Source organism: Streptococcus sp. 2021WUSS126, from assembly GCF_044427255.1.
In the GTDB taxonomy this organism is placed as follows: Bacteria; Bacillota; Bacilli; order Lactobacillales; family Streptococcaceae; genus Streptococcus; species Streptococcus hashimotonensis.
In genome coordinates, this window is sequence record NZ_JAOTGI010000001.1 from 183,491 (window position 1) to 199,719 (window position 16,229).

Annotated in this window: 13 protein-coding genes and 1 tRNA gene; 11 read left to right on the top strand and 3 right to left on the bottom strand. The window is 42.0% G+C overall.

Going from position 1 to position 16,229, the window contains the following annotated elements; genetic code table 11:
- The first annotated feature begins 194 nt into the window (after positions 1-194).
- The 4 genes from ODU39_RS00880 to ODU39_RS00895 all read left to right on the top strand — a co-directional run bounded on the left by ODU39_RS00880 (position 195) and on the right by ODU39_RS00895 (position 2,606).
- On the top strand, positions 195-1,016 hold the full coding sequence (locus ODU39_RS00880; protein WP_398579647.1) for a hypothetical protein: 822 nt from the start codon (positions 195-197) through the stop codon (positions 1,014-1,016).
- 38 nt (positions 1,017-1,054) lie between these two features.
- Positions 1,055-1,354 carry an ABC transporter gene (locus ODU39_RS00885; protein WP_105249243.1) on the top strand — a complete coding sequence of 100 codons (300 nt, stop codon included), beginning with the start codon at positions 1,055-1,057 and terminating at the stop codon, positions 1,352-1,354.
- A gap of 134 nt (positions 1,355-1,488) precedes the next feature.
- Positions 1,489-1,860 carry a glycohydrolase toxin TNT-related protein gene (locus tag ODU39_RS00890; protein ID WP_398579648.1) on the top strand — a complete coding sequence of 124 codons (372 nt, stop codon included), beginning with the start codon at positions 1,489-1,491 and terminating at the stop codon, positions 1,858-1,860.
- Between the two features lie 101 nt (positions 1,861-1,961).
- The gene (locus ODU39_RS00895) at positions 1,962-2,606 is read left to right on the top strand and encodes an Imm59 family immunity protein (protein WP_398579649.1); all 645 of its coding nucleotides are present in this window, start codon (positions 1,962-1,964) and stop codon (positions 2,604-2,606) included.
- Positions 2,607-3,262: 656 nt separating this feature from the next.
- On the opposite strand, the gene ODU39_RS00900 is transcribed toward ODU39_RS00895, so the two are convergent.
- Positions 3,263-4,132 carry an RluA family pseudouridine synthase gene (locus ODU39_RS00900; protein WP_105178683.1) on the bottom strand — a complete coding sequence of 290 codons (870 nt, stop codon included), beginning with the start codon at positions 4,130-4,132 and terminating at the stop codon, positions 3,263-3,265.
- A 1-nt stretch (position 4,133) separates the two neighbouring features.
- Entirely contained in the window at positions 4,134-5,102 is a 969-nt protein-coding gene (locus ODU39_RS00905) for an NAD(P)/FAD-dependent oxidoreductase (RefSeq protein WP_398579650.1), read from the bottom strand.
- A 152-nt stretch (positions 5,103-5,254) separates the two neighbouring features.
- Between ODU39_RS00905 and pbp2a the strand changes: the two genes are divergently transcribed.
- The 5 genes from pbp2a (at position 5,255) to ODU39_RS00930 (ending at position 13,701) form a co-directional block, all read left to right on the top strand.
- On the top strand, positions 5,255-7,468 hold the full coding sequence (gene pbp2a / locus ODU39_RS00910; RefSeq protein WP_398579651.1) for a penicillin-binding protein PBP2A: 2,214 nt from the start codon (positions 5,255-5,257) through the stop codon (positions 7,466-7,468).
- A 33-nt stretch (positions 7,469-7,501) separates the two neighbouring features.
- Complete coding sequence (gene rpmG / locus ODU39_RS00915) at positions 7,502-7,654, top strand: 50S ribosomal protein L33 (protein ID WP_002940258.1); 153 nt, start codon at positions 7,502-7,504, stop codon at positions 7,652-7,654.
- Between the two features lie 9 nt (positions 7,655-7,663).
- Positions 7,664-7,840, top strand: a complete 177-nt coding sequence (secE, locus tag ODU39_RS00920; RefSeq protein WP_002940255.1) for a preprotein translocase subunit SecE — start codon at positions 7,664-7,666, stop codon at positions 7,838-7,840.
- Between the two features lie 109 nt (positions 7,841-7,949).
- Positions 7,950-8,489 (top strand): transcription termination/antitermination protein NusG, encoded by a 540-nt coding sequence (gene nusG, locus ODU39_RS00925; protein ID WP_002940254.1) that lies wholly within the window; start codon positions 7,950-7,952, stop codon positions 8,487-8,489.
- A 142-nt stretch (positions 8,490-8,631) separates the two neighbouring features.
- Positions 8,632-13,701, top strand: a complete 5,070-nt coding sequence (locus tag ODU39_RS00930) for a S8 family serine peptidase (protein ID WP_398579652.1) — start codon at positions 8,632-8,634, stop codon at positions 13,699-13,701.
- A gap of 42 nt (positions 13,702-13,743) precedes the next feature.
- Here ODU39_RS00930 and ODU39_RS00935 read toward each other — a convergent pair.
- Positions 13,744-13,814, bottom strand: a tRNA-Cys gene (locus ODU39_RS00935).
- 291 nt (positions 13,815-14,105) lie between these two features.
- Between ODU39_RS00935 and rpsB the strand changes: the two genes are divergently transcribed.
- The gene (rpsB, locus tag ODU39_RS00940) at positions 14,106-14,882 is read left to right on the top strand and encodes a 30S ribosomal protein S2 (protein ID WP_174853583.1); all 777 of its coding nucleotides are present in this window, start codon (positions 14,106-14,108) and stop codon (positions 14,880-14,882) included.
- A 267-nt stretch (positions 14,883-15,149) separates the two neighbouring features.
- On the top strand, positions 15,150-16,190 hold the full coding sequence (tsf, locus tag ODU39_RS00945) for a translation elongation factor Ts (protein WP_043025357.1): 1,041 nt from the start codon (positions 15,150-15,152) through the stop codon (positions 16,188-16,190).
- Positions 16,191-16,229: the final 39 nt, after the last annotated feature.

Genomic DNA, 16,229 nt, shown 5'->3' on the forward strand with positions numbered 1-16,229 from the left:
GGTTTTTTGGTATAATGGGAGGGTAGGATTATTCTTCATTTGTGTATAAACGGTTTGGCTAGGCTTGATTTTAAGCGGAGCCTAGGAGTGGGAATGAGGTTGGAGTTGTTGTCTCTCGCATCCATTTTGAAACAAGTTGAGCAGCTCTGCTATTATCACAAGTTCAACTCAACACTCGTCAGGGTCAGGACTTTGTGGACTTACAAACGGTCGAGTTTGGTAAAATTGCCAGCAAGGTCGAGAACAACATCACGATCAAGATGACGGTTGATGGCGTTGAACAGAAAATCCGAGTGGATGCGATTGGGTTTGATGAGGCAGGTAATATCCGCATTCAGGAATACACGACTGCACAGAATGGTTTGAAAATCAGTCGCCAGAACCTCTTGGAAGACCTGTCCAAGTACGGAGGCACCATTGTCGGAGCAGGCAAGGGCGACTTTGTCGGTGGTGTTGAGATACCTAAGGGCACACGGATTGATGTCGTGTCGCAGAAGACGGGAATAGAAACTCTAAAGGTTGCATCGGTTGCAGATGAATTGACTGTAATGGATATGGTATCAAAGTATGATGATATATATGCTTACGAATTTAATGGGACAACAAATCCAGGGCCGCTAGCGGAATTTAGTTCAAGACCAAATCGTAATTTTTATGGTGGACGTTATAACACCATAGAGTTAGATGATGATATAGTGTTGTATAGAGCTGGTAGGGGGGATAATCCTATGGGGCAGTGGTTTACAACTGAACCACCATTTTCAAGGGCACAAGTTAGAATTGATACTGCTGTTAAAGATATTTGGACTACTCCAGATGGCGTGTATACAGGACAATCACCTATTGATAAAGTATACAAAATTAAAATACCTAAGGGTACTACAATATATGATGGGCCAGTAGCTAGTCAAGGGGGGATTTATCAAGGAGGTCTTGATAAAATTCAAATTTTTATTGATTCGCCATGGAATATTGAGGGGGTTGAAGTCTTGGATTCATGGTGTATCAATCCATAGTATTCTCAAGGTTTAATGTATTAAGAGGCACAAATTTTATGATAGAAGATGTAATTGATGCAATTAATGGACTTATTTATTTAATTGAAAAGTTTAAAATAAATGGTTTACAAGTCCAAGTAGATTATTTAAAACACCTAGAGCAGGAATTAAGAGAAAATTCTGTTCCTGACTTGACTACAAGACAAAGAATGACTATCTATAATCAATTGTTTCCGCCAAGAGGAGGTCTTTCTGACATAAATTATTGGACAAATGATTTTGAGTCAAGAAAACAGATTAATGAACAACTTAATACTTTGAAAACGGTGATTTCGGACTATCTACTATTGGATTAGTATCAAATAATAACTTAGGGCTGGATGTCGCATCAAATTGAGCTATTATTTTATAGCATCAATACAGTGGTTGCTCCCTTCAATCAGCTGACGTATTTGAGGGTAAACAAGTTCCTGTCCGTTCTTTAGATTTTTTGAAACCAGACGGAACCATTAATTGGCCACCTGAAGGGACACATGGCTTTGTCGTAGATTCTTCAGGTGTTCCAATTACAAGTGATGCTAATATAACAAAAGGAATGTTGGTGGACCGATATGGTGAGTCAGGCGGAACGTTTATTAGCCCAGTTATTGACGGGCAATCCTATCCCTATACATCCAGAGGTTTGCCTTATCCAGAAAGTTATCAGCAGGAGCATACATATGAAGTTGTTATGGATATAAATAAGGTAAATTATGAAGAGGCGTTCAGTAAATTGACACCGGCTGAACAGGCCGACTTGCTTGGGAAAATGGAACGGTATAAATTTTCCGCGGAGGATATTTACAACCCACAAATCGGATAAATTGCAGAGGTATTCGGAGCGGGTGGCGGAAAGCAGATTAAGCTGGGTACGAGTGTTTCTATTTATGAAAAGCTAGGTTTTTTAAGGGAGGTGACTAACTAATGTCAGTTTTATTGCAACAAAGACAACTGCTACAAGAAGAAATAGAACGTCGTAATTATCAAACCTTACGCTATTCTATCTTAGGAGACAAAAGTCTAGACGAGTGGCAAGTTCGCATTGATTTTGATGAAGACCAACAGGTGTATCAAGTTTATGCGACGATGGACCGTGCGTCTATTAGAGGAAAATCGGAATTTAATGATTTTGAAGAAGCAAAAAATAAGTTTTTACGCCTGCTTGATTTAACAGTGTCGTCCAACAAATTCAGTGTAGAACAGGGAGATATGCCCGAATACTATTCTCCATTATGGAGTGTAAGTAAAGCCATTTCCTTGGATACAGCAACCATCAACTCTCTCGGTATTGTGGATGGTCATCTTGAATTATTACTAGCAGATGGGAACGAATGGCTTCCTGACACCGAACAAGACCACCTCCTCAAACTCCAAGAAAAGCTGAACAACTACATCCACTTTATTGAAAGCAAGCAATATGTGGAAGGATATGGGGATGACTTTACAGAAAAGGTTATCAACCTGACTTTTCAGTATGCCCCATCAGACAATGGCCTTGCCTTTTTGGTGCAGGTTCAAAAAGTATTACAGCCAACAGATATTCGTTTGAAGGTTGTTGTGCCAGAGTAGTGTTTTAATTCCAGACAAGATTACCTTGTCTGGATTTTTTGGTTAGTGGAAGCATAAAAAAATTCATACTCAATAAAAATCAAAAATAGCAAGTCTAAGCTACTTATAACATGTGAAACCTTAATTTATAAGTTTGAGTTGAGGATTGTGGATTTCAAGTAGCTGTTTTCTTCTAAAAAAATAACAAAATCGAAACGCTCCATATCCACTTGGAGTGGTAGGTGGCTATTTTTGATTTTAAATGAGTATTACTTAAAACTTAACACGAAAACAGCCGGCCGCATCCGACTGTTCTCTAGGAGATTATATGAAAAAGAAAGTTGTTCGCTATTTCTAGCTTGAATATAGTATAAATCTTTGAACTTAAACAAAACTGAAAGCTTTCTTAGATTTTTCTAAAACGATTTCTCATACTTATTTATACTCAATAAAAATCAAAAATAGCAAGTCTAAGCTACTTATAACATGTGAAACCTTAATTTATAAGTTTGAGTTGAGGATTGTGGATTTCAAGTAGCTGTTTTCTTCTAAAAAAATAACAAAATCGAAACGTTCCATATCCACTTGGAGTGGTAGGTGGCTATTTTTGATTTTAAATGAGTATCACTGGATTAGTCCAGTGAAATAGGGATATAGAACTCTAAGGGTACAGCTATTTATTTCATGTTTTTTAAGACTTTCTCAAAACTCTCCGACCTTGCTTCTACGCTGATTTCTTCAAGGGTAAGCGGGTGTGTTAAGCTGAGTTTTTGGGCGTGGAGCATGAGGCGAGGTGCTGCGATTCGACTGTAAAGCGGGTCGCCAATCAGAGCATGGCCATGATGAGCCAAATGCACCCGAATCTGATGGGTCCGCCCTGTCTGAAGGCGACAGGAAACGAGACTGTTTTTGCCAAGGCTCTTCAAGAGATGGACCTGGGTCAAAGCGGCCTGTCCCTTGCGGTTGTCGACCACCCGCTTTCTGCGGTCGTGTCGGTCCCGTCCGATTTTATCAGTGATAGTCCAGTCTGTCTTTCTTAGCTCCCCTTGGCAGAGGGCCAGGTAGTCACGATAGATGACCTTGTCCTCCAAAAGCCGATTGAGAATGGGCAGGATAAAGGGATTTTTAGCAAAGAGAATGGCTCCGCTGGTTTCCATATCGAGTCTGTGGACCACATAGCAGGTCTGACCCACATAGGCAGATACATGGTTGAGCAGGGCGATTTCCGTCGGCTCATTGCCGTGGGTTTTCATACCTTCGGGCTTGTTGACGATAATCAAATGCTCATCTTGGTAGAGTTCCTCAATCAAGTCCGCCTGTCCTAGAGGAATGCTTTTTTCAGGATAATCTTCCTGGTCAAAGGTCAATTCGAGCAGGTCACCTGCGGCAATCGGACTCTGCCAGTTAATCAGCTCACCGTTGACATGGACGTGTTTCTTGGTGCGGAGGAAGTGACGGATTTTTCTAGGAATGAGAAAATAATCTTCCAAGACTTCCTTGACAGTCAGCTGCGGAAAGGCTTGGGGAATGCGAATATCAACTTTCATCTTATAGGCTAGTCGAGTGCTTGGGTTGCACTTTTTCATTTGGATTGAGGTAGTTCATGGCATTGTTGACTGCGGTTGGGGCTTCGCCCAGTCCAGTCGCAATCAGGTCAACCTTGCCCTCGTAGAAGCAACAGTCACCGATAGCATAGATACCAGGAACAGAGGTTTCTTGCTTGCTGTTGACCACGATGCGGTGGCGATTGAGTTCCAATCCCCATTCTTTCAGCGTGCCGACAGATGATTTGAAACCGTAGTTGACAAAGAGGTGGTCGAAAGACAGGCTGAGTTTTTCCTCGCTCTTAACCTTGTCAAAATGAATTTCAGAAGCTCTGCTATTTTCCCCAGAAAGCCCTTTAGGGACAAAAGGTGTGTGGATGCTGACGCTGGACTGCTTGAGCTCTTCCACGCTGTGCTCAAGAGCTCGGAAGTTGTCACGACGGTGGACGATGTGAGTGGTCTTGGCGATTTTTTCAAAGGCCAGGGACCAATCGACCGCAGAGTCACCGCCACCCAAGACGACGATGTCCTTGTCGGCATACTGCTGGATGTTGGACACGTGGTAGTGGACGTTGTCAAAGCTGTCGGCACCGTCAATCTCCAGTGGACGAGGCTTGAAGGCTCCGCCACCCATGGCGATTATCAAGGTCTTGGTTTGGTGGCTACCTTTGTTAGTCGTCAGGGAAATGACCTCTCCTGGCTCAATAGCAGTCAGGGTTTCATTGAGACAAATCGTAGTGTCAAAGGGTGCCAGTTGGGCAAGGAGGTTGTCGGTCAACTCTTGTCCTGTCAGGCTTGGAAAGGCGGGAATGTCTAAAATAGCCTTCTCAGGATAGAGAATGGCAGGCTGGCCACCCAGTTGGGGAAGGGAGTCAATGATTTTGACCTTGGCTTGACGGAGGTGGGCGTAGAAGGCGGCGAAGAGACCGACAGGTCCGCCACCGATGATGGTAATATCATATACTTGTGTCATGGGAATCCTCTTCTTTGTTCAGAATGACCCTATTTTATCATATTTTTTGAAAAAATTCCCTGTCTGTTGTCACAAGTTATCGCAGGCTTTTTTCTGCTAGTTTTTACGAAATGGTGTATAATGGTACAAAATTCACTAGAAAGAGGTAAAGTATGGACGATTTGCAACATCAGCCGATTGAAGTTCCAGAAGATTTCCAAATTGATCATGAAGACAGACCTAGCCGTCGCCGCAGGGGAAATCGTGGCTCTGTTGGTAAACCAAAGAAAAAATCACGTATTCCGGAGCCGATTCGTAAATTTTGGCGGCGTTACCAACTGACTAAAATTTTAATCATTTTAATGGTCCTGACAGTTCTTACAGTAGGTGGCTATCTATTTTTCCTTGCAAAGACAGCTAATGTTGGTGATTTACAGCAGGCGCTAAAAGCCACAACGATTATTTACGATAAAGATGGTGCGGAAGCTGGGACATTGTCAGGTCAGAAGGGGACCTATGTAGAGCTGGATGCTGTCTCCGATAATTTAGAGAATGCCGTCATCGCTACAGAAGATCGGAGTTTCTACAAAAATTCAGGCATTAATTACCAGCGTACAATTTTGGCTGCCTTGACGTTAGGTCGGTCTGGAGGTGGTTCAACTATTACCCAGCAATTGGCAAAAAATGCCTTTCTAACTCAGGATCAGACCATCAGTCGAAAGGCTCGAGAATTCTTTTTGGCTCTGGAAATCAATAAAAAGTACAGCAAGCAAGAAATTTTGACCATGTATCTCAATAACGCCTATTTTGGGAATGGTGTTTGGGGAGTGGAAGATGCAAGCCAAAAGTACTTCGGTATTCCAGCCAGCGATCTTACTCTTGAGCAAGCGGCCGTCATTGCAGGTATGCTCAAGGGACCTGAGATTTATAATCCTTATTATTCTCTAGAAAATGCAGTTAATCGTCGGGATACAGTCCTGCAAAATATGGTCAATGCTGGTTATATTGATCAGGCGACTGCAGATGCAGGTTTCCAAGTAGACCTAGCCAGTCAGCTTTCAGATACCTATACAGGGAAACAAAGCAATTATTCCTATCCATCCTATTTTGATGCTGTGATTGCTGAGGCGATTGAGCGATATGGACTGAAAGAATCAGACATTATTAATAACGGCTATAGGATTTACACAGAGATGGATCAAAATTCTCAAGCCAGTATGCAGGTGATTTTTGATGATGAGACCATGTTCCCGACATCAAGTTTTGATGGTACCTATGCTCAGGCTGCCAGTGTGGCTCTTGATCCTACGACTGGTGGAGTTCGCGCCTTGGTTGGTCGAGTTAACAGTTCAGAGGATGCGGTCTTTCGGACTTTCAACTTTGCGACACAAGCCAAGCGCAGTCCTGGTTCAACGATCAAGCCTCTTGTTGCCTATGCTCCAGCAGTAGCGGCGGGCTGGTCGATTGATATGGCTCTGGATAACCATACAGAAACCTACGGCGATTACACCTTGCATAACTATGATTATTCGACTTCTGATACCATTCCAATGTATCAAGCTTTGGCTCTCTCTTACAATTTACCAGTAGCTTATATAGTGAACACCTTGGGGATTGACAAAGCCTTCGAGTATGGACAAAAGTTTGGGCTTGATATGGAAAATGTCGAGAAAGTTTTGGGTGTTTCAATTGGTTCTGGAGTGGAGACTAATCCTCTGCAAATGGCCCAGGCCTACGCTACTTTTGCGAATAAGGGAGTGATGAAGGATGCCCACCTCATCACTCGTATTGAAACGGCTAGTGGAAAGGTTTTAGCAGAGCATCGAGAAACAAGTACCAAGGTGATTGACCGTTCTGTCGCAGATAAGATGACAGCAATGATGCTTGGAACCTATACCAATGGTACGGGAGTGACAGCAGATGCGGCCAATTATTATATTGCTGGGAAAACAGGAACAACCGAAACGAGTTTTGATGTCAATCTTGTCAATGACCAGTGGCATATTGCCTACACACCTGATTTGGTCATCAGTCAGTGGGTTGGTTTTGAGCAGACAGATGAAAATCATTATATAGATAGCAGTAGCTACTGGATGGCTCCGTCGGTCTTCCAGACTGTAGCCAATTCAATCTTGCCATATACTGCAGGAACTAAGTTCGAAGTAGAAAACGCCTATGCACAAAATGGTATTGTAGAAGTAGCTCCAGATGAAGCTACGCAAACTGAATCAAGCCTTGGTCAAGAACAGGTACAAGAAATTTCAGATCAGGCGAAAAACTTGATTGAGCAAACTAAACAAAATCTAATCGATGCCAAGTTGCCAGAACGAGCAAAAACCTTGTGGGATAACATTACGTCTTGGTTTGGAGAGTTGTCAAATCCATAAAAACATGGTAGAATGAAAAGGATGGAGGGCTTTATGGCACTAAAAAAAGCAAGCCTAGCCTGTACTGTTTGTGGTTCTCGAAACTATTCAATCAGCCTTTCGAGCAATCCCAAGCCAACACGGTTAGAAGTAAATAAATTTTGTAAACACTGTGGACAATACACTGTTCACAAGGAAACCAGATAGGAGTCACGCATGAAATTTATCAAAGACATTATCCGCATTTTAAAAGATACGTCTTGGCCAACTCGTAAGCAGAGCTGGACGGATTTCGTGTCTGTAGTGGAATATACTGCCTTTTTCGTAGCGGTGGTTTACCTCTTTGACTTGATTTTGTCACGAGGAATCATGAGCTTGATCAATCTTTTCTAGAAAATACTTGCCATTTGTAAAATGGAAGTGATATAATAAGGAAAAGCGAAAGCCTTCGGGCTTTTTTTAGCGTCTAAAAATTCCGTGTTTCCAAAGAAAGGAAGTAACAATGTACGATAGTTTTGATAAAGGCTGGTTTGTTTTGCAGACCTACTCAGGATATGAAAATAAAGTGAAGGAAAACTTGCTCCAACGTGCCCACACTTATAACATGTTGGAAAACATCCTCCGTGTGGAAATTCCAACTCAGACTGTTCAGGTTGAGAAGAACGGTGAGGTCAAGGAAGTAGAAGAAAACCGTTTCCCTGGTTATGTTTTGGTTGAAATGGTTATGACCGATGAAGCTTGGTTTGTGGTTCGTAACACGCCAAACGTTACAGGTTTCGTGGGTTCACACGGTAACCGTTCAAAACCAACTCCACTTTTGGAAGAAGAAATCCGTCAAATCTTGGTGTCTATGGGACAAACCGTTCAAGAATTTGATATTGATGTCAAAGTTGGCGATACTGTTCGTATCATCGACGGTGCCTTCACAGACTACACAGGTAAAATTACAGAAATTGATAACAACAAGGTCAAAATGGTTATCTCTATGTTTGGTAATGATACCATTGCAGAGGTTAACTTGAGCCAGATTGCTGAGTTGTAATAAGTTGTTAAAGCGCAGGGAAACCTGTGCTTTTTCTTGATTTTGAGGCTAACTCAAAAAAAACTTGCCAAAGATTTAAAAATTTTATAGAATTAGGTATACCTAACTTATAAATTAATCAATATTAAAAAACGGAGGTTTTATGAAACAGAAGTGGTCTCAAATTGAGAATAAACAACGCTTTAGCATCAAGAAGTTAAGTGTCGGTGTGGCATCGGTATCAATAGGATTTTTTATCACAGGTATTCCGATGGTTCAAGCAGATACTAGTGGAGAAGGATTGGAGTCTACGGTTGCGGTCGCAACGGATATGGACAGCAAGCAAGATTCTGTGGCAGAGAAAAAAGAAGATGGACCATTATCAGATGAGCCAGCTAAAACGGAGCAGGTGGATGAACCAGTTGCTGAAGAGGGAGCAGTCGAAGAAGTTGTAGATACAGAGGCGGGTGAAGAATCAGGTCTTCTCACAGATCGAGTTGCGACCGAGATAAAAACTACAGCTGGTAAGACAACAGAAGAGTCAAGGGAAAAAGAAGACATTAGCGTAAAAGAAGTTAGTGCTCCTCAAACAATCCCGCAAGAATCACAGCTTGAGTCAGAAGAGGTGACAACAGGGCGCTATATTTTACAATTTTCCGAAGAGAACCGAAATCTTGTATTGGATAAATTAAAGAAAATTGATGGCGTTAAAATTGTTCATGAGTATAAGGAGGTTTTAACGGGAGCATCTGTAGAGGTAGGGAAAGAAAGTTTGTCTGATGTGAAGGCAATTACCGAATTAACCTCTTTAGAAGAGAGTCGCCGTATCCGACCGACTCTTCATACTGCTAAACAGCTGGTTGGTGCCTTAAAAGCAAGTTCTAAATATCAGACAGATGGTCGCGGAATGGTGATTGCAGTCATTGACTCCGGTTTGGATATTAAGCACAAAGACATGAGGTTGGATGATGGTGTCATTCCTAAAATCAAGGACATTACTCCATCTACGACAGGAACATACACACTGAAAGTTCCCCATGGCTATAATTATGTATCTGGTAACGATAATCTTTACGATAATACCCACGAACCACATGGCATGCACATTGCAGGAACTCTGGCTGGAAATGCAACAGACGAAGAAGTTGCGTCTAAAAAGGGAGTTGATGGGATTGCTCCCAACGCACAACTGCTAGTCTACAAGATTTTTTCAAATGACCCTAAAAATTATAAAGCTGAGACGGAGGATGCTGCCTATGCTGCCATTGAAGATGCTATCAAACACGGGGCAGATGTCATCAGCTTGAGCGTTGGTTATTATGATAGCGGGCTGCCAGGGAATGCTTACTACACGATTGCTAAGAGGGCAGCAGAAAAGGGGATTATCATTACAGCAGCTATTGGTAATGCTGGAGCTTCTTCCTCAGACACATCTTTTGACTTGCATACAAATAATGCCTTGGGAGCTGTGGATACGGCAACAACAGTTGGCGTAGCAGCGACTCCTGCAGTTATCGCGGTTGGATCGGCGAGAAATACCCATCTTGTTCAACGCGAATTTATGCTGAATGGGCAGTCTTTTGGCTACTATCCTATTGGCTATACAACGCTTACAGAGGGAAAATATGAATTTGTAGATGCTGGAAATGGTCATTGGGAAGAAGTGCAGGGGCTTGATTTGGCTGGTAAAGTCGCGGTTATCAAAAAAGATAAGTTTGACTTGAAAGATGCTGTTCGTAATTTGAAATTCAAGGATGTTGCTGGAATTATTGTGATAAACACAGATCAGGGATGGAATAAGGATTATTATAGGACCCATCAGTTATTGGTAGATGATAAGACTTTGCTTTCCTACTCCTCTATCTGGGGAATTAGTCTTAGCGGGGAAGATGGAAGGCGATTATTAGAAGTTGCCAACCAATCGCAAGGCAACACTGGTTTGGTCCTCAGGCCTATAATTGGAATGAAGAAGTTGATTGAAGTACCGACGGTATCAGGCTTTTCTAGTTGGGGGCCTACGGTCAACTTAGAATTGAAGCCAGAGATTGTGGCACCAGGAGAGGATGTTTATGCAACCTTGAATGACAATCGTTATGGCTCCATGTCGGGGACTTCGATGGCTTCGCCAATTGTGGCGGGTGCCAGTGCACTTTTATTGCCGCGGATTCGCCAAATGACACCACCAGAAGGCATGACTAGGATGGATTTGCTGAGAATCATTTTGATGAATACTGCTACCCCTTTGGTTGATGTTCTAGATTCATCTGGGCATGCTTTGGAAAATTCTCCGAGACAACAAGGTGCTGGTCTGTTGCAGATTGATAGAGCCTTTGAAACAGATGTGATTCTTCACCACCGTCTAAAAGGAGGGGTGGAATTAAAAGAAATAGGGCGTGAGACAGAATTTGAGGTAACCTTGGAAAATCTGGGAAACCAACAAAGAAGCTTTGCTATTTCAGCTGGGAAAGTATTGACTAGTCAAGATGTTCCTGTTGATAGAATAGGACGTTCTGGAAAAGTAGTTAAAGAGATTCATGCGGCAGAAATCAAGGGTTCGAGTATTCATCTTTCTGAGCAATCCATTCAACTGGGTCCGAAAGAGAAGAAAACTATTCGTCTGAGATTGGATGCAGGAGAAGCGAAAGACCAGTTTGCAGAAGGGTATATTTACTTCAAATCATTGACGGAGGGGCAGTCGGACATCAGTATTCCTTATTTTGGCTTTGTTGGTGACTGGTCAAAAGAAAGGATTGTTGATGCACCGGCTTGGGAAACCAGTTCTAAATTGAAACTGACCTCGGTTTTATCTAGTTATAAACATAATAAGTCTGGGCGCTATATTGAACTTGGGCGTGAAAAGATTCAAGATAATCAATCGACTCTAAATCCAGATAATATCGCAATTCAAAACCAGCATTCGGATAGTCAGATTGGGAATGCCTTTGTTCGATTTGCGCTATTGAGGGATATTACCAACTATGATTTGGATATTGTAAAAGAAGCTACAGAAGATGCTCCTGTTTTGAGGCGGATTGATACAGGAACCATGCTGTCTCGTGTTCGCTATGTAGATTATTTTGAAAGTCTTTCGGAGTATTCCAAACTTCGTACTCCGATAGAATTGCACCGTTGGGATGGGAAAGTGTACGATGCAAGCAAGGATGAAAATATACCAGCACCGGAAGGACAATATTTCTTTAGATTGCGGGTAAAAAATAAAGAAAATGGTGCCTATCAGTATACCTATCTGCCAGTCAAAATTGATAATCAAAAGCCAGAAATTGTCGCGATTGATACCAATCGTCTAACCAGCCATAGAGAACTGGTCGTTACAGCCAAGGATAATAATAAAGTTTGGGAGGTTCGAGCTAATCTAAATGGAGAAAATCTTCTTGTTGAAAAGGTTGTAGATGATGCAGGTCAACTACATTACCATCTCAAAGAAGTGGAACTGCCACTCGATGCTAAAAATCATCTCCGTGTTGAGGTGATGGATATAGCGGGTAATGTGGTTGCTGTTGAAAAAGACTTAGTGGCGCCTGTAATCCAGTTTAAAAATTTGGAAGATTTGATGGCAACTCGCAGTAAGAAAACTGTAGAAATTAAAGCGAACGTCTCAGCGCAAGTTTCCGATGTGCAGGCTAACTTGGATGCTCAGGCTGTGAATTACTCTCTGGAGAATGGTCAACTATCCCTCCAGATACCAGGACAATCAGATGGACGTCATAGTTTTGAATTAATCTTGAAAGATAAGGATGGCAAGCATATTTACACTAAAACCTTGAATTATTTGGTAGATAATGAAAAGCCGACGATTGAGCTTGATATTGAAGAGGATGAAGAGGTTATCCAGATTGGTAAAAACGGACGCTTTACATTGAAGGGGAAAGTGAGTGATAATGTTAGTCTTCCTAAGGACATCAAACTTTACTATTCCAATCTAGACATTGGTAAGGGAGAGCTGAAAATCATAGATGTAAAAGAAGACGGCAGTTTTGAGCAAGACTTCTTTAAATCTGATTTTCCTAGAGCCATCATGTTAACTGCGGTAGATGAGAAGGGCAATAAATTAAAGGACCTTCGTATCAATACAAGTCCAGAGAGTCTGGATGAGGAGGAGGAAACAGAAGTTCCGATTACTGTCAATAACTGGTTGATTGACCCGATTCGTTTCAATAAAGAAAGTCTTGGTCGTGAGCTAGATAGCGGGTTGGTCGACTTCAAAAAGCAAGAAGATGGGACTTATCTATTTACATTTGAAATAGAAGAAGAAACGGATCAAGCTCATTCTGTGCGCATCAATGGTGGCGAAAAACGCTATTTTGAGGATGGTAAGTTGACCTATCCAGTTACCCTGATTGAAGAGGGTAATGTTGTGGATATAAGTGTGTACAATGAGGCAGATGAGTTGACTTACACGAAGAAATATCAGATGTTGGTTGATACAGAAAATCCTGTTTTACAGCTGGAAAATGAGGTGCTACCATTGGAAAGACAGGTAGTGGATAGTGAAGAAGATGAAGACGAGGAAAATCAGTATGCAGGAGTCCTCCTAGCAGATGCTGATGGGCACTTGACACTTACCGGAAGCGCCAAGGATAATGGAATTTATTGGTCCTTGAAGATCAACGAAGATTTTGTAGCTCGAGGAGGCTTCTGGAGGCAGTATGGAAATAATGAAAAAGCCTTTCGTTATGAGCTACATAGTCTGAAAGACGGGGATACAGTCAAACTTGATTTGAGTGACAGTTTTGGAAATGCTGTTGTGAAGAAATATAAGGTACGGTTAAATGACAAGGAGGTATCTGAGCAGGTTCCTGAAAAAGACCTTCATGTGGAGCAATCAGACAAGGATCAAACCCCTAGCATTCCTATTCCGAAATCGGAAGTGCAGGTACCAATGCCAAAAGAAGAGGATTCACTTGCTCCGCAAACAGAATCCACTGAAATCGCGCTGTTAACTGGCGATACAAGAGAAGATGGTGTGGAGCATTTGGGGAGACTTACAAAACATGAGGAGGCATTAGGAATTTCTGACGAGAGAATAGAGGTGTCCGTACCTCACAGAGAATTCTTTGAAAGAAGCGGAAGAGGAGAGACAGGTGCACTAGCGGCGGATACTAGTGGGAAACTGCCTCAAACTGGGGATAGCCTTGGAAGTGTCTTTATAAGTGCCTTGTTAGGTCTATTTGGTGGAGCTATGGCCCTCGGAAATCTGAAACGAAAAGAATAGCAAAAAACCTAGGGAGATTCCTAGGTTTTTTCGAATATTAAAAGGCGGTAGACGGATTTGAACCGACGATCAAGCTTTTGCAGAGCCGTGCCTTACCACTTGGCTATACCGCCATAACAAAGAATATTGTATCTTAAATCATGGAAATGGTCAAGTGGAAATTTTCGAATCAGCCCAATTTCCAGATTTTACGGTAGACTAGAACTTACTTTGAGAATTTTGGGATAGCAGATTTTTATGAATTTCTCGGTTGTTTTACTTGAAAATAGGCAGGTAATCTGATATACTGATAAAGTTGCTGTGCAACAAATACTCATCTCGGACCAATTGTGGTCTTGTTGCCGAAAGGTTGGGCTGCAAGTCGAAGTTCGGGAGAGGAGAAAAAACAAAAAGGAGAAATACTCATGGCAGTAATTTCAATGAAACAACTTCTTGAGGCTGGTGTACACTTCGGTCACCAAACTCGTCGCTGGAATCCTAAGATGGCTAAATACATCTTCACAGAGCGTAACGGTATCCACGTTATCGACTTGCAACAAACTGTAAAATTGGCTGACCAAGCTTACGAATTCATCCGTGACGCTGCAGCAAACGACGCAGTTATCTTGTTCGTAGGTACTAAAAAACAAGCTGCTGAAGCTGTTAAAGACGAAGCTATCCGCGCTGGTCAATACTTCATCAACCACCGTTGGTTAGGTGGAACTCTTACAAACTGGGGTACAATCCAAAAACGTATCGCTCGTTTGAAAGAAATCAACCGCATGGAAGAAGATGGAACTTTTGAAGTGCTTCCTAAGAAAGAAGTAGCATTGTTGAACAAACAACGTGCTCGTCTTGAAAAATTCTTGGGCGGTATCGCTGACATGCCACGCATTCCAGACGTAATGTTTGTTGTTGACCCACATAAAGAGCAAATCGCTGTTAAAGAAGCTAAGAAATTGGGTATCCCAGTTGTAGCGATGGTTGACACAAACACAGATCCAGATGATATTGATGTTATCATCCCAGCTAACGATGACGCTATCCGCGCTGTTAAATTGATCACAGCTAAAATGGCTGACGCTATCATCGAAGGTAACCAAGGTGAAGACAGTGTAGCAGCAGTTGAAGCTGAATTGGCAGCTGAGGCAGCATCTACAGAATCAATCGAAGAATTGGTTGAAGTTGTAGAAGGAAAATAAGTAACGAAGGCGTTTAGAAATCTGTATGAAAATAGGAAACTGACGCAGTATGCTTGCATACAAGGAAGTTTATCTTTTTCACTAAGATTTTAGCCTGAGTACAATTGAATAAGTAACGAAGGCGTTTAGAAAAGCGTTAGATTTATCTAAATTCTAGCTTTTTAGTCCGAGTACATTCTACATTATTTATCAAACACAAAAACAATCCTAGAGGGGCAGGGCTGAGCCCGCTCCTCTATTTTATAAATACAAACAAGGAGAATAGACATGGCAGAAATTACAGCAGCTCTCGTTAAAGAATTGCGTGAAAAATCAGGTGCAGGCGTTATGGACGCTAAAAAGGCATTGGTTGAAACTGAAGGTGATATCGAAAAAGCGATTGAATTGCTTCGTGAAAAAGGTATGGCTAAGGCAGCTAAGAAAGCTGACCGTGTAGCAGCTGAAGGTTTGACTGGTGTTTACGTTGATGGTAACGTAGCCGCAGTTGTTGAAGTTAACGCTGAAACAGACTTCGTTGCGAAAAATGCTCAATTCGTTGAATTGGTAAACACTACTGCTAAAGTAATTGCAGAAGGTAAACCAGCTGACAACGAAGCAGCTCTTAAATTGGCTATGCCTTCAGGTGAAACCCTTGAAGAAGCATACGTAAACGCAACTGCAACAATCGGTGAGAAAATCTCATTCCGTCGCTTTGCTTTGGTTGAAAAAACAGATGCTCAAGCATTTGGTGCATACCAACACAACGGCGGCCGTATCGGTGTTATCTCAGTTGTTGAAGGTGGCGATGAAACTCTTGCAAAACAAATCTCAATGCACATCGCTGCGATGAAACCAACTGTTCTTTCTTACACTGAATTGGATGAGCAATTCGTTAAAGATGAGTTGGCACAAATCAACCACAAGATCGAACAAGACAACGAAAGCCGTGCAATGGTTGACAAACCAGCATTGCCATTGTTGAAATACGGTTCAAAAGCTCAATTGACTGACGAAGTGATTGCAGCAGCTGAAGAAGCTATCAAAGCAGAATTGGCAGCAGAAGGCAAACCAGAAAAAATCTGGGACAAAATCATCCCAGGTAAAATGGACCGCTTCATGCTTGACAATACTCAAGTTGACCAAGCTTACACACTTCTTGCACAAGTTTACATCATGGACGACAGCAAAACAGTTGAAGCTTACTTGAACTCAGTGAACGCTTCAGTTGTAGAATTTGCTCGTTTCGAAGTGGGTGAAGGTATTGAGAAAGCTTCAAACGACTTTGAAGCAGAAGTTGCAGCTACAATGGCAGCAGCTCTTGGTAAATAACCTCCAATTGTTTGAATAAGATTTTAAACTAGTACTTCC